The sequence below is a fragment of the Micromonospora sp. RL09-050-HVF-A genome (assembly GCF_019374995.1).
GTDB classification, from domain to species: domain Bacteria; phylum Actinomycetota; class Actinomycetes; order Mycobacteriales; family Micromonosporaceae; genus Micromonospora; species Micromonospora antibiotica.
The window spans coordinates 5,710,452-5,723,356 of the sequence record NZ_JAGKQP010000002.1; the positions used below are offsets into that span (position 1 = coordinate 5,710,452).

Annotated in this window: 10 protein-coding genes and 1 pseudogene; 7 read left to right on the forward strand and 4 right to left on the reverse strand. The window is 73.4% G+C overall.

Annotated elements, in window-relative coordinates; genetic code table 11:
• Positions 1 to 125: 125 nt before the first annotated feature.
• Complete coding sequence (locus J7462_RS25415) at positions 126 to 1,115, reverse strand: aldo/keto reductase (RefSeq protein WP_219467494.1); 990 nt, start codon at positions 1,113 to 1,115, stop codon at positions 126 to 128.
• Between the two features lie 92 nt (positions 1,116 to 1,207).
• Between J7462_RS25415 and J7462_RS25420 the strand changes: the two genes are divergently transcribed.
• Both J7462_RS25420 and J7462_RS25425 read left to right on the forward strand, forming a co-directional pair.
• Complete coding sequence (locus J7462_RS25420) at positions 1,208 to 2,704, forward strand: magnesium chelatase (RefSeq protein ID WP_208569658.1); 1,497 nt, start codon at positions 1,208 to 1,210, stop codon at positions 2,702 to 2,704.
• Positions 2,705 to 2,706: 2 nt separating this feature from the next.
• Positions 2,707 to 4,656, forward strand: a complete 1,950-nt coding sequence (locus J7462_RS25425) for a VWA domain-containing protein (RefSeq protein WP_219467496.1) — start codon at positions 2,707 to 2,709, stop codon at positions 4,654 to 4,656.
• Between the two features lie 21 nt (positions 4,657 to 4,677).
• Here J7462_RS25425 and J7462_RS25430 read toward each other — a convergent pair whose 3' ends face one another.
• Positions 4,678 to 5,694: a GlxA family transcriptional regulator gene (locus tag J7462_RS25430; protein WP_219467499.1), complete on the reverse strand. Its 1,017-nt coding sequence runs from the start codon at positions 5,692 to 5,694 to the stop codon at positions 4,678 to 4,680.
• Positions 5,695 to 5,764: 70 nt separating this feature from the next.
• Between J7462_RS25430 and J7462_RS25435 the strand changes: the two genes are divergently transcribed.
• On the forward strand, positions 5,765 to 7,063 hold the full coding sequence (locus J7462_RS25435; protein WP_308291026.1) for an MFS transporter: 1,299 nt from the start codon (positions 5,765 to 5,767) through the stop codon (positions 7,061 to 7,063).
• 99 nt (positions 7,064 to 7,162) lie between these two features.
• Here J7462_RS25435 and J7462_RS25440 read toward each other — a convergent pair whose 3' ends face one another.
• Entirely contained in the window at positions 7,163 to 7,900 is a 738-nt protein-coding gene (locus tag J7462_RS25440) for an RICIN domain-containing protein (protein WP_219467505.1), read from the reverse strand.
• 58 nt (positions 7,901 to 7,958) lie between these two features.
• A complete protein-coding gene (locus J7462_RS25445) occupies positions 7,959 to 8,243 on the reverse strand; it encodes a DUF427 domain-containing protein (protein WP_219467507.1) in 285 nt (94 codons plus the stop codon).
• A gap of 184 nt (positions 8,244 to 8,427) precedes the next feature.
• Between J7462_RS25445 and J7462_RS25450 the strand changes: the two genes are divergently transcribed.
• The 4 genes and pseudogenes from J7462_RS25450 (at position 8,428) to J7462_RS25465 (ending at position 12,658) form a co-directional block, all read left to right on the forward strand.
• Complete coding sequence (locus tag J7462_RS25450; RefSeq protein ID WP_219467511.1) at positions 8,428 to 9,810, forward strand: FAD-binding oxidoreductase; 1,383 nt, start codon at positions 8,428 to 8,430, stop codon at positions 9,808 to 9,810.
• Positions 9,807 to 11,142: pseudogene (locus J7462_RS25455) on the forward strand (class I SAM-dependent methyltransferase). The gene J7462_RS25450 and the pseudogene J7462_RS25455 overlap by 4 nt, the downstream one beginning before the upstream one ends.
• A 99-nt stretch (positions 11,143 to 11,241) precedes the next feature.
• Positions 11,242 to 11,802 carry a helix-turn-helix domain-containing protein gene (locus tag J7462_RS25460; RefSeq protein ID WP_219467513.1) on the forward strand — a complete coding sequence of 187 codons (561 nt, stop codon included), beginning with the start codon at positions 11,242 to 11,244 and terminating at the stop codon, positions 11,800 to 11,802.
• Entirely contained in the window at positions 11,795 to 12,658 is an 864-nt protein-coding gene (locus tag J7462_RS25465) for an SRPBCC family protein (RefSeq protein ID WP_219467516.1), read from the forward strand. The genes J7462_RS25460 and J7462_RS25465 overlap by 8 nt, the downstream gene beginning before the upstream one ends.
• Positions 12,659 to 12,905 lie beyond the last annotated feature (247 nt).

The following is a 12,905-nucleotide window of genomic DNA, read 5'->3' on the forward strand; positions in this document are numbered from 1 at the left end:
AGGGATACCGCTACTTCAGCCGACGCGCCTCGTCCGGGCATCCGCGGCGGTCCCGCCGCGACGTCCGTCTCTGCCCCGTCACCACGGTCGCCCCCGGCCTCGCCCGGCGGTCATCCCCCGGCGGGTCAGGGGAGGAGATGATCGATTTCGGTCAGCTCGTCGGGGGTGAGGTCGAGATGGCGTACGGCGGCGATGTTGCCCTCCAGTTGGGCCACGCTGCTCGCCCCGATGATCACGCTGGTCATCCGGGGGTCACGCAGCGCCCAGGCGAGCGCGAGCTGGGCCAACGTCTGCCCCCGCCGCCCGGCGATCCCGGCGAGGCCCCGGATCGTGGCCAGCTTCTCCTCGGTCACGTCGTTCTCGTCGAGGAAGACGCTGGTGCGCACCCGGGAGTCGGCGGGGATGCCGTCGAGGTAGCGGTCGGTGAGCAGCCCCTGGGCCAGCGGACTGTAGGCGATGCAGCCCGCACCGACCTCGGCCAGCGTGTCGAGCAACCCGTCGGCCTCGGTCCACCGGTTGAACATCGAGTACGACGGTTGGTTGATCAGCAGGGGCGTACCCAGGTCACGCAGGATCGCGGCGGCCCGCGTGGTCTGCTCCGAGTCGTAGTTGGAGACGCCGACGTAGCGCGCCCGACCGGACCGGACGATGGCGTCCAACGCGCCCATCGTCTCCTCCAGCGGGGTGTCCGGGTCGAAACGGTGGGAGTAGAAGATGTCGACGTGGTCCAGGCCCATCCGCCGCAGCGACTGGTCCAGCGAGGAGATCAGGTACTTGCGGGAGCCCCACTCGCCGTACGGGCCGGGCCACATCAGGTAGCCGGCCTTGCTGGACACCACCAGCTCGTCGCGGTACGGCTTCAGATCGGTGGCGAGCAGCCGTCCGAACGCCTCCTCCGCCGCGCCGGGCGGTGGGCCGTAGTTGTTGGCCAGGTCGAAGTGGGTGACACCGAGGTCGAACGCCCGGCAGACGATGTCCCGCTGGCGGGCGAAGGGGCGGTCGGGCCCGAAGTTGTGCCACAACCCGAGCGAGATGGCGGGCAGTCGCAGGCCACTGCGCCCACTGCGGCGGTAGGTCAGCTGGTCGTAGCGGTCGTCAGCGGCGAGGTAGGTCACGCCGTCGACCCTAGCCCCGCCGCCCGGGCCCGGGCCGGCATGTCGGAAGAGCGATCCCGGTCCGGCGGCACAGGGGGCCCGACCGCGCTAGCGTGGGTCGGGTGACTGCGCCCAACCAGGCTCTCCCGGTCCCGCCCGCCGACCTGCCGGGCACCCTCGGCGCACTGCGCGCCGCCGGACACCGGTACCAGACCGTCAAGCAGGAACTCCGCCACAACCTCCTGGCCCGGATGCGCTCCGGCGAGGACCGTTTCCCCGGCATCGTCGGCTACGACGACAGCGTGCTTCCCGAGGTCGAGCGGGCGTTGCTCGCCGGCCACGACATGGTGCTGCTCGGCGAACGCGGCCAGGGCAAGACCCGACTGATCCGCGCGCTGGTGGCGCTGCTCGACGAGTGGACCCCGGTGCTGCCCGGCTCGGTGCTCAACGAGCACCCGTTGCACCCGCTCACCCCGGCCTCCCGCGCGTCGGTCGCCGAGGCCGGCGACGACCTGCCGATCGGCTGGCTGCACCGTTCGATGCGGTACGGCGAGAAGCTGGCCACCCCGGACACCAGCGTGGGTGACCTGATCGGTGACGTCGACCCGATCCGGATCGCCCAGGGTCGTACCCTCGGTGACCCGGAGACCATCCACTTCGGTTTGGTGCCGCGCACCAACCGGGGCATCTTCGCCGTCAACGAGCTGCCCGACCTGGCCGAGCGGATCCAGGTGGCGCTGCTCAACGTGCTGGAGGAGCGGGACATCCAGGTCCGCGGCTACCAGCTGCGGCTGCCGCTGGACCTGTTCCTGGTGGCCAGCGCCAACCCGGAGGACTACACCAACCGGGGCCGGATCATCACCCCGCTCAAGGACCGGTTCGGTGCGGAGGTCCGCACCCACTACCCGGTCGACCTGGAGCTGGAGCTGGCCCTGATCCGCCAGGAGGCCGACCTGGTCGCCGAGGTGCCGGAGCACGTGCTGGAGGTGCTGGCCCGGTTCGCCCGCGCGGTGCGCGAGTCGCCGTCGGTGGACCCGCGCTCCGGCGTCTCCGCCCGGTTCGCCATCGCCGCCGCCGAGACGGTCGCCGCCGCTGCGTTGCGCCGCGCCGGCCTGCTCGCCGGCCCCGCCGGCGCGTCGGCCGCCGGCTCCGCGTCGGGTGCCGGCGACGCCACGGTACGGCCCGAGCAGCCGGTCGCCCGGGTCGGCGACGCGGTGTCGGTGACCTCGACGTTGCGCGGCAAGGTGGAGTTCGAAAGTGGCGAGGAGGGGCGGGAGATCGAGGTCCTGGCCCACCTGCTGCGGGCCGCCACCGCCGAGACGTTCCTGGCCCGGCTGGCCGGGTTGGACCTCTCCGGTTTCACCGCGCTGGTCGCCGAGGGGGCGGTCATCGAGACCGGTGAGCTGGTCTCCTCGGCGGAGCTGCTGCGCCAGGTCGGCACCGTGCCGGGGCTGGCCAAGGCGCTGGACCGGTTGGGGCTGGGCGACGCGCCCACCCCGGAGCAGGCCGCCGCCGGGGTCGAGTTCGTGCTGGAGGGGTTGCACCTGACCCGCCGGCTCGGCAAGGACGTCACCGATTCCGGTCGTACCGTCTACGGCGGTCGGAGCTGAGGATGGCCGGCAACCGGTTCCGGTACGGCCAGTGGCAGGGCGGCCCCGATCCGCTCGCCCCGCCGTACGACGTGCGTGCCGCCGTGGACTCCGTCGGCGCGGAGGTGCTGGCCGGCGGCAGTCTGCGGGAGGCGCTGCGGGATCTGCTGCGTCGTGGCCCGCAGGGCCGGGGCGGCCTGGACGACCTGGCCGCCCGGGCCCGCCGGCTGCGCCGGGAGGCGCTGCGCCGGGGTGACCTGGACGGCGCGGTGACCCGGTCCCGGGCTTTGCTCGACCAGGCCCTCGCGGCGGAGCGGGACGCGCTGCGTGAGCGCACCGACGACGACGCCCGGTTCGCCGAGACGGTGCTGGACAACCTGCCCCGGTCCACCGCCCGTGCGGTGCAGGAGCTGGCCGGCTACCGGTGGACCAGCGACGAGGCCCGGCAGGTGTACCAGCGGATCCTCGACGGGCTGCGCGGGGAGGTGCTGGAGCAGCGGTTCGCCGGGCTGCGCGACGCCGCGCGGGCCGCCGGTGACCCGGCCGTGCAGGTGCAGCTCGCCGAGATGATGCGGGACCTCAACGACCTGCTGGCCCGGCACGCCCGTGCGGAGGACACCACCGACGCGTTCGCCGAGTTCATGCGCCGGCACGGCGAGTTCTTCCCGGAGCAGCCGGGCACCGTCGACGAACTGGTCGACGTGCTGGCCCGCCGGTCGGCGGCCGGTGAGCGGCTGATGCGGTCGCTGTCCGACCGGCAGCGCGAGGAGCTGGCCGGGCTGATGCGGCAGTCGCTCGGTGACCGGCTCGCCGGTGAGCTGTCCGCCCTCGACGCCCACCTGCGCGCCCTGCGCCCCGACCTGAACTGGCAGCGCGGCGAGCGGGTCCGGGGCGACCAGCCGCTCGGCTACGGCGAGGCGACGGGGGCGCTGGACGAGATCGCCGAGCTGGACGAGCTGCTCGACTCCCTCGACCAGCAGCAGCCGGGGGCCACCCTGGACGACGTGGACGTCGAGGCGGTCGCCCGGACGTTGGGCCGCGACGCCGCCGACGACGTACGCCGGCTGCGGGAGCTGGAGCGGGAGCTGCGCCGGCAGGGCTGGGTGGGCCGGGACGCCGACGGGTTGACGCTCAGCCCGAAGGCGTTGCGCCGGTTGGCCGGGACCGCGCTGCGCCGGGTCTTCGCCGACCTCACCGCCGGCCCGCGCGGCCAGCACGACCTGCGTACGGCCGGGGCGGCCGGCGAGGTCAGCGGCGCCTCCCGGCAGTGGGAGTACGGCGACGAGCAGCCGTTGGACGTGGTGCGCACGCTCACCCGGGCGGTCCGCCGGGCCGGCCCCACCGTGCCGCTCCAGCTCGCCGTCGAGGACTTCGAGGTGGTGGAGACGGAACGGCGGGCGTCGGCGGCGGTGGCGCTCTGCGTGGACCTGTCGTACTCGATGGTGTCGCAGGGGCGGTGGGGGCCGATGAAGCAGACGGCGCTGGCCCTGTCGCACCTGATGGCGACCCGGTTCCCGCAGGACGCGTTGCAGATCGTCGGGTTCGGTCGGGAGGCGGTGACGCTGACCCAGCGGGAGCTGGCGGCGGTGGAACCGGACATGGAGCAGGGCACCAACCTGCAGCACGCGTTGCGGCTGGCCGGCCGGCACCTGCGCCGGCATCCGGGGGCCGAGCCGGTGGTGCTGGTGGTCACCGACGGTGAGCCGACCGCGCACCTCGACCCGGACGACGGTGAGGCGTACTTCCACTGGCCGACGCTGCCCGAGACGGTCCAGGCGACCATCCGCGAGGTGGACCGGCTGGCCCGCGCCGGTGTCACCCTCAACCTGTTCCTGCTGGGCGACGACCCCGGCCTGCGCCGCTTCATGGATGCCGTCGCCAAGCGCTCCCGGGGTCGCCTCTTCACCCCCGACCTGGGTGACCTGGGCGAATACGTGGTCTCCGACTATCTCCGCTCCCGCCACACGAGCTGACCCCCACCCACCCCGCGTCGGTCATGCGGTCGTGGCGGACCCCACCACCGGATGATCGACGGAGGGTGGGGGGCGGCGGAAGGTGCGCCGGTAGGTCGAGGGGGAGACGCCGATCCGGGTGTGCAGGTGCTGGCGCAGGGCGGCGGTGGTGCCGAAGCCCGCCCGACGGGCCACCTGGTCGACGGTGAGGTCGGTGGTCTCCAGGAGGAGCCGGGCGTGGTCGGTGCGCTGCTGGAGCAGCCACTGTGCCGGGCTGAGCCCGGTCTCCGAGCGGAAGTGCCGGGTGAAGGTGCGTACGCTCATCCGGGCATGGGCGGCCAGTTCCCGCAGGGTGACCGGCTCGTGCAACTGTTGGCGGGCCCACTCGCGGGTGGCCGCCGTGCCGCTGGCCGGGCTGCGTGGCACCGGTCGTTCGATGTACTGGGCCTGGCCGCCGTCGCGCCAGGGCGGCACCACGCACCGCCGGGCCGCCCGGTTGGCGACCTCGCTGCCGTGGTCACTGCGGATGACGTGCAGGCAGAGGTCGATCCCGGCGGCCACCCCGGCCGAGGTGAGCACCTGGCCGGAGTCGATGAAGAGCACGTCCGGGTCGAGGTCGACCTGCGGGTACAGCCGGCGGAACGGTTCGACGTGCGCCCAGTGGGTGGTGGCCCGGTGCCCGTCGAGCAGCCCGGCGGCGGCCAGCGCGAACGCGCCCGTGCAGATCGACATGATCCGGACGCCCCGGTCGTGGGCCTGCCGCAGGGCCACGGTCACCGCCGGGTGGACGGTGCCGTCGGTCATCGGCGGGCCGCCGTGCAGGCCGGGCACCACCACCGTGGCGACGGTCGTCAGCAGGTCGAGCCCGTGGTCGGGGAGGACCCGGAAACCCGAGGAGCTGCGGACCGGGTGGCCGCCGGGGGTGCAGGTGTCGACGGTGTAGAGCGGTTGCCGGTCGGCGGTGCAGGCGGCCCCGAAGACCTGGGCCGGGGTGCCCAGGTCGAGGCCGACGACGCCGTCGAGGGCGAGCACGCCGATCCGGTGCGGGACGAGGGTCATGGCCCGATTATTGCGTACGATGGCTTTCCGGCCACTCGTCGCAGGTCGGGTGGGCCCCGAGACTCGGAGCGTGACCCGAGCCCGTCGTCTCCACCCGGCCTGGACCGTGGCCGCCGTCGCCTTCGTCGCGCTGGTCGGCGCGGCCGGCTTCCGCGCCACCCCGTCGGTGCTGCTGCACCCGCTGCACGCCGAGTTCCGCTGGCCGTTGGCCACCATCTCCGCCGCCGTCTCGGTCAACCTGCTGCTCTACGGCCTGACCGCGCCGTTCGCCGCCGCGCTGATGGAACGGTTCGGCATCCGCCGGGTGGTGACCTGCGCGCTGGCACTGGTGGCGCTCGGCAGCGGCCTGACCGTCTTCATGACGGCGAGCTGGCAGCTGATCCTCTGCTGGGGTGTCCTGGTCGGGCTGGGCACCGGGTCGATGGCGCTGGCGTTCGTCGCCACCGTCACCGGACGCTGGTTCGTCGCCCGACGAGGGCTGGTGACCGGGGTGCTCACCGCCGGTGGGGCCGCCGGTCAACTGGTCTTCCTGCCGCTGCTCGCGGTGCTGGTCCGCGACCACGGCTGGCGGGCGGCGGCACTGGTGGTGGCCGGGGCCGCCCTGGCGGTCGTACCACTTGTGGTGTGGTGGTTGCGGGAACACCCGGCGGACCTCGGCCTGCCCGCCTACGGCGCGACCGAGGTGACGCCCCGGCGGCCGGCCGCCGGCGGGGCCGCCGCGCGGGCCGTCGGCGCGTTCACCGCCGCCGCCCGGACCCGCCCGTTCTGGCTGCTCGCCGGCGGCTTCGCGATCTGTGGCGCGACCACCAACGGTCTGGTCGGCACCCACTTCGTGCCGGCCGCACACGACCATGGGATGCCGCAGACCACGGCGGCGGGTCTGCTCGCCCTGGTCGGGCTCTTCGACATCGTCGGCGTCGTGGCCTCGGGGTGGCTCACCGACCGGGTGGACAGCCGGCTGCTGCTGGCCGGCTACTACGCGCTGCGTGGTCTGTCGCTGTTGCTGCTGCCCAGCCTGTTCACCGGCGGCACCGGGCCGAGCATGCTGGTCTTCGTCGTCTTCTACGGCCTCGACTGGGTGGCGACCGTGCCGCCGACGGTGGCCCTGTGCCGGGAGTACTTCGGCGCCTCGGCGGCGGTGGTCTTCGGCTGGGTCTTCGCCGCGCACCAGTTCGGGGCGGCGGTCGCGGCGACCGGCGCCGGTCTGGTCCGCGACCGGCTCGGTGACTACGCGCTGGCCTGGTATGTGGCGGGGGCGCTCTCGGTCGGCGCCGCGGTGCTGTCGCTGCTGCTGCGCCGACGTCGGTCGCTGCCACCACCGCTCCTGCTGTCGGCCCGTCCCGCCGGGGCGTGGAGCTACCGAGGCTGACCGACGCCGGTCGGGCCTGCCGCCGGTCCGCCGGCCGGGCAGCGGGGTCGAGGTCGGTCCGGTGCGCCGACCGGGCTACGGCCACCCCCGCCGCACCCGTCAGCCGAGGGCCCACTGTTGGCCGGCCGACGCGGTGCAGGTGGCCTGCACCAGGTCGTCGCCGGCCGCGGTGCCGTCATTCCTGACCTGCACGCACTTGCCGGACTGGACGCCTACCAGCAGGACCGGGCCGGTGCCGACCGGGGTCAGCCGCCACTGCTGGTTGGCCTGCCCGTGGCAGCCGAACTGCTGGATCCTGGCTCCGTCGTCACCGCTGCCGCCCTCGACGTCGAGGCACTGGCCGTGCCCGGCGTTGGTGAGCGTCACCAGGTCCGGTGCGACCGGGTTGGCGACCCACGACTGCTCCGCGCCACCGGTGCAGGGCGCCAACTCGGCGGTGGCCGTCTCACCCGCGCCGTCGGTGCCGACACAGAGGCCGGAGGTGACCGCCCGCAGCACGGTCGGCCCGCTGAACGTGGCCGGGGTGGTGGGTGGCGGGGTCGGCGAGGGCGGCGGGGTGGTCGCCGGTGGTGCGCTGGTCTCCGGGGCCGCCGTGGCCGGCGAAGCGGGGGTCGGCGCAGCGGGGGTCGGCGCAGCGGCGGCCGGCACCACCGGCTGGGTCTGCCCGTCGCCGCCGCCCAGCACGCCGGTGGCGAAGAAGACCCCCAGCAGTACGCCGGCCAGCCCGGCGGCCAGCGCGAACCGCATCAGCGGATCACGGGGCAGACCGGGGCGGGCGGCCCGCCGGGCGCCGTACACGGTGCCGGACGGGTCGCGGTGCGGATCGGGGACGGCCATGCAGGCATGGTGACCCACCGGGCGGGCCGACGGCCAGTCGGCCCGCTCCCGAGAGGGATCAGTCGACGACCCGGACGTCCTTCCAGAACGCCACCCGGTCGCGGATCTGCTCCGCCTCGGGCTTCGGGTCGGGGTAGTACCAGACCGCGTCGGGGCTGGTCCGGTCACCGTCGGTGAGGGAGTAGTAGGAGGCGGTGCCCTTCCACGGGCAGACCGTCTGGGTCGTCGACTCGGTGATCAGGTCGTCGCGCAGGGTGCTGCGGGGGAAGTAGTGGTTGCCCTCCACCAGGACGGTGTCGTCGCTCTCGGCCACGACCTGGTCGTTCCACACGGCTTTCGGCATGCCACCACGCTACGCCCCACCCCGGTCGATGCTCCCGCACCCCTCGCTGCCGGCGGTTCCGACCGGTGCCCGTGTGCCGGCCGCCGGGCCCCGCCCCGCACCCGCCTCCCGGAGGGCTCGGCTGATCCGAAACGGCCAGCGTTGGGGTCCCCCCGGAACGGCGCTTCGCGCGTAAAGTGATCTCATGCGCGCGCAGCGTGATCATGAACTGGCGGTGGACGCGTTGCGGCGGTCGTACGCCGCCGTGCCTGCGGGGCAACCCGTTCGACTGGCCAAACGCACCTCCAACCTGTTCCGGCCCCGGTCGGCCACCGGCGTGCCCGGCCTCGACGTCAGCGGGCTGGACGGCGTGCTGTCGGTCGACCCGGTCACCCGCACCGCCGAGGTGCAGGGCATGTGCACCTACGAGGACCTGGTCGACGCGACCCTCCCGCACGGGCTGATGCCGCTGGTCGTGCCCCAGTTGCGCACGATCACCCTGGGCGGCGCGGTGACCGGGCTGGGCATCGAGTCCACGTCGTTCCGCAACGGGCTCCCACACGAGTCGGTCGTCGAGCTGGACGTCCTCACCGGTGCCGGCGAGGTCGTCACCGCCCGGCCGGACGGCCCGCAGTCCGACCTGTTCGCCGCGTTCCCCAACTCGCTGGGCAGCCTGGGGTACGCCACCCGGCTGCGCATCGAACTCCAGCCGGTGGGGCGGGCGGTGGCCCTGCGCAACATCCGGTTCACCCGGCTGGAGGAGCTGACCGACGCGGTCGCCGAGGTGACCGCCAAGGGGGAGTGGGAGGGGCGGCCGGTCGACGCGATGGACGGCGTGATGTTCAGCCCCGGCGAGTCCTACCTGGTGCTCGGCTCCTTCACCGACGAGCCCGAACGGCTCAGCGACTACACCGACCAGGACATCTACTACCGGTCGCTGCGTCGCCGGGTGCGGGACACGCTGGGCACCTACGACTACCTGTGGCGGTGGGACACCGACTGGTTCTGGTGCTCGGCCGCGTTCGGCGCGCAGCATCCGGTGGTGCGTCGGCTCTGGCCGGCCCGCTGGCGGCGCAGCGACGTCTACCACCGGCTGGTCCGGCTGGAACACCGGCACCAGGTGGCCGCCCGGGTGGACCGGTGGCGGGGCCGGCCGGCCCGGGAACGGGTCGTGCAGGACGTCGAGATCCCGCTCGACGGCACGGCCGACTTCCTGCGCTGGTTCGACCGGAACGTCGGGATGACCCCGGTGTGGCTGTGCCCGTTGCGGCTGCGCGAGCCCGCCGGTCCCGGTTCGGCCCGGGCGTGGCCGCTCTACCCGCTGCGCCCCGGCGTGACCTACCTCAACATCGGCTTCTGGGGCACCGTCGAGGTCGTGGACGGTGCCGCCGACGGCGACGTGAACCGCTCCATCGAGCGGGCGGTGTCGGAATTCGGTGGACACAAGTCGCTCTATTCCGACGCGTACTACGACCGGGCGGCCTTCGACCAGCTCTACGGCGGGGAGACCTGGCGTGTGGTGAAGGACCGCTACGACCCGGACCATCGGCTCACCGGACTCTACGAGAAGGCGGTTGCCCGAAAATGAGCCTGACCGACCGAGAACAGGGGCGGCGAGCGCCCCGGCCAGCCCGCCGGCGGGAAGTCGGCCCGGCCCGACCGTCGCCGACGTCGTCCGCGCGGTCACCACCCATGACCTGCCCGTCCGCGTCACCGGCTACGACGGCAGCGCGATCGGCCCGACCGACGCCGGGATCACCCTCGACATCCGCTCCGAGCGGGGCCTGTCCTACCTGCTCACCGCCCCCGGCGACCTGGGCATGGCGCGGGCCTACGTCAGCGGCGACCTCGGGCTGGGCGGGGTGCACCCCGGCGACCCGTACGACGCCCTGCGGGTGCTCCTGGATCTGCGGCTGCGGGTGCCCTCGGTGGCCGAGGGGCTGGCCCTGGTGCGTGGCCTCGGCTGGGAGCGGCTGCGGCCCCGCCGGCGCCGCCCCAGGAGGCACTGCCCCGCTGGCGGCGGGTGATGGGTGGGCTGCGGCACTCCCGGGGCCGTGACAGCACCGCCATCTCACACCACTACGACGTGTCGAACGCCTTCTACGAGAAGGTGCTCGGCGACTCGATGACGTACACCTGCGCGGTGTACCGCAGCCCGACCGACACCCTGGAGCAGGCCCAGGCGGCCAAGTACGAACTGGTCGCCGGCAAGCTGGCACTCCAGCCGGGGATGCGCCTGCTCGACGTGGGCTGCGGCTGGGGCGGCATGGTCCGGCACGCCGCCCGCGAGTACGGCGTCAAGGCGATCGGGGTGACCCTGTCCCGGGCGCAGGCCCAGTGGGCGCAGGAGGCCATCGCGCAGGAGGGGCTGACCGGCCTGGCGGAGGTGCGCCACCTCGACTACCGCGACGCGCCCCGGGAGCAGTTCGACGCGATCTCCTCGATCGGGCTGACCGAACACATCGGGGTGCGCAACTATCCGGCCTACTTCCGGGCGCTGCGGGACCGGCTGCGACCCGGTGGCCGGTTGCTCAACCACTGCATCACCCGGGCCGACAACCGGGCTCCGCACCGCTCCGGCGCGTTCATCGACCGGTACGTCTTCCCCGACGGCGAGCTGGCCGGGCCGGGCCGCCTGGTCGGCGAGGTGCACGACGCCGGCTTCGAGGTGCACCACGAGGAGAACCTGCGGCAGCACTACGCGCTGACCCTGGCCGCCTGGTGCCGCAACCTCGTGGCGAACTGGGATTCCTGCGTCGCCGAGGTGGGCCTGGGCACCGCCCGGGTCTGGGGCCTCTACATGGCGGGGTCGCGGCTGGCCTTCGAGCGCAACGGCATCCAACTGCACCAGGTGCTGGCGACCCGCAACGCCCCGCACGGCGTGAACGGCTACCCGCTGCGCCCGAACTGGACGCCCTGATCCGCCGTCCGGCCGCCCCGACGAAGCCGCGCCATCTCGGCGCGGCTTTTGTCGATCCCATTGACAAGGAAGATTTTTACGTACAGGATTGTTTTTGCGATGAGAGACGTCCTGTACCTGGAGCAGATCGAGCAGGCCGAGACCCTGCTCAAGCCGCAGCGCGTGGACGTGCTGCGGCAGTTGGCCGAGCCGCGCACCTGCACCGAGGTGGCGGCCCGGCTGGAGCAGACCCCGCAGCGGGTCTACTACCACGTCAAGCAGCTCGCGGCGGCCGGCCTGGTCGAGCAGGTGGCCAGCCGCAGGGTGCGCGGCATCAGCGAGGGCATCTGGCAGGCCGTCGCCCGGTCGTACTGGCTCTCGCCCCGGCTGGTCGGTCGGATCGGCGGCGTCCGCCGGGTGTCCGACGAGCTGAGCCTGGGCCACCTGCTCGACCTGATGGAGGAGGTCCAGGCGGACGTCGCCGCGCTCGACCGGAGCGCGCCGGAGCTGCCCTCGATCGGGGTGTCCGGCGAGATCCGGGTGCCGGCCGAGCGCCGGCAGGAGTTTCTGCACGACCTGCAGTCGACGTTGCAGGACCTGTTCACCCGCTACGGCGGCGTCGAGGGGGACGCCTTCAAACTCGCCGTGGCCTGCTACCCCAAGGGGGAAGACCATGACTGAACCACTCACCCTGGGCGCCCGCCTCGCCGCGCCGGTGCAGGCCGTGTGGCGGGCGCTCACCGACCCGGCCGAGCTGCGCGTCTGGCTGACCGAGCACGCCGAGGTCGAGCTGCCCAGCCGGTACGAGTTCTGGGGTCGGCACACGCCCGAGGGCTACGCGCCCCACCAACGGCTGCGGCACGCCGACCCGTACACGCTGCGCTTCGACTGGCTGCTCGACGGGGTCGAGACGACCAGCGAACTGCGCCTGACCGCGCAGGGGCCGGGCAGCGCCCTGCTGACCCTCAGCCAGAGCCACTTCGACTTCGCCGAGGCGATGGACGGCAGCAGCATCCGTGGTGTCCTGCAGACCTGGTGGTCGCTGTCGATCGCCAATCTCGCCGCGCACCTGGAGGGTCGTCCGCTGCTGCCGAGGACCGACTTCACCTCCGCCGAGCTGAGCGGTGAGCTGACCATCGCCGCGCCGGTCGACCGGGTCTGGACCTCGTTGACCGACTCGGCGCAGGCCAGCGCCTGGTTCGGCTACCCGATCGGCATCGAGCCCTGGGTCGGCGGCCGGTACGCCATGGGCGGCTTCGACACCGGGTACGCGGCGAAGGTGATCGACCTGGAGCCCGGCCGGAAGATGTCGGTGGACTGGGGCCCCGTCGGTGTCACCACCTGGGAGCTGGCCGATTCCGACGGAAGGACGAAGCTCACCTTCGTGCAGAGCGGCTTCGACGAGGGCAACCCGCCGTACGCGGCGTGGAGCGGGTCGGTGGCCGGCCTGTCCGAGCTGCGCCGCTTCCACGAGATGGCCGACTGGCAGCCGATCTGGGTGGCCGAGGAGATCCGCACCGGCGCTCCCGGCATCTGAACCACCCCCGGCACCTGTCCCGGGGCCGGTTCTCAAGGTCGGGGTGCGGGTGGTGGCCTGTCCTGGGCCGGAGTCGCCCTGGGCCGGAGTCGCCCGGCAGCAGCACCATGCAGGTGACCCCTGTAGAGCTGATGACGTTGACGATTCACGGGTGGCAGGGGTAGACGGGCACACCACCGGCTCTTGGCTGTGCGCATCCTGCGGGGTCCTGGCTGTGTGCGACCCGTGGGTCCCGGGCAGTGTTGTC

Bases quoted from the DNA above. Each gene is read 5' to 3' on its own strand.
- J7462_RS25425 (WP_219467496.1), top strand. From the start codon at position 2,707: ATGGCCGGCAACCGGTTCCGGTACGGCCAGTGGCAGGGCGGCCCCGAT.
- J7462_RS25430 (WP_219467499.1), bottom strand. From the start codon at position 5,694: ATGACCCTCGTCCCGCACCGGATCGGCGTGCTCGCCCTCGACGGCGTC.
- J7462_RS25440 (WP_219467505.1), bottom strand. From the start codon at position 7,900: ATGGCCGTCCCCGATCCGCACCGCGACCCGTCCGGCACCGTGTACGGC.
- J7462_RS25445 (WP_219467507.1), bottom strand. From the start codon at position 8,243: ATGCCGAAAGCCGTGTGGAACGACCAGGTCGTGGCCGAGAGCGACGAC.
- J7462_RS25450 (WP_219467511.1), top strand. From the start codon at position 8,428: ATGCGCGCGCAGCGTGATCATGAACTGGCGGTGGACGCGTTGCGGCGG.
- J7462_RS25460 (WP_219467513.1), top strand. From the start codon at position 11,242: ATGAGAGACGTCCTGTACCTGGAGCAGATCGAGCAGGCCGAGACCCTG.
- J7462_RS25465 (WP_219467516.1), top strand. From the start codon at position 11,795: ATGACTGAACCACTCACCCTGGGCGCCCGCCTCGCCGCGCCGGTGCAG.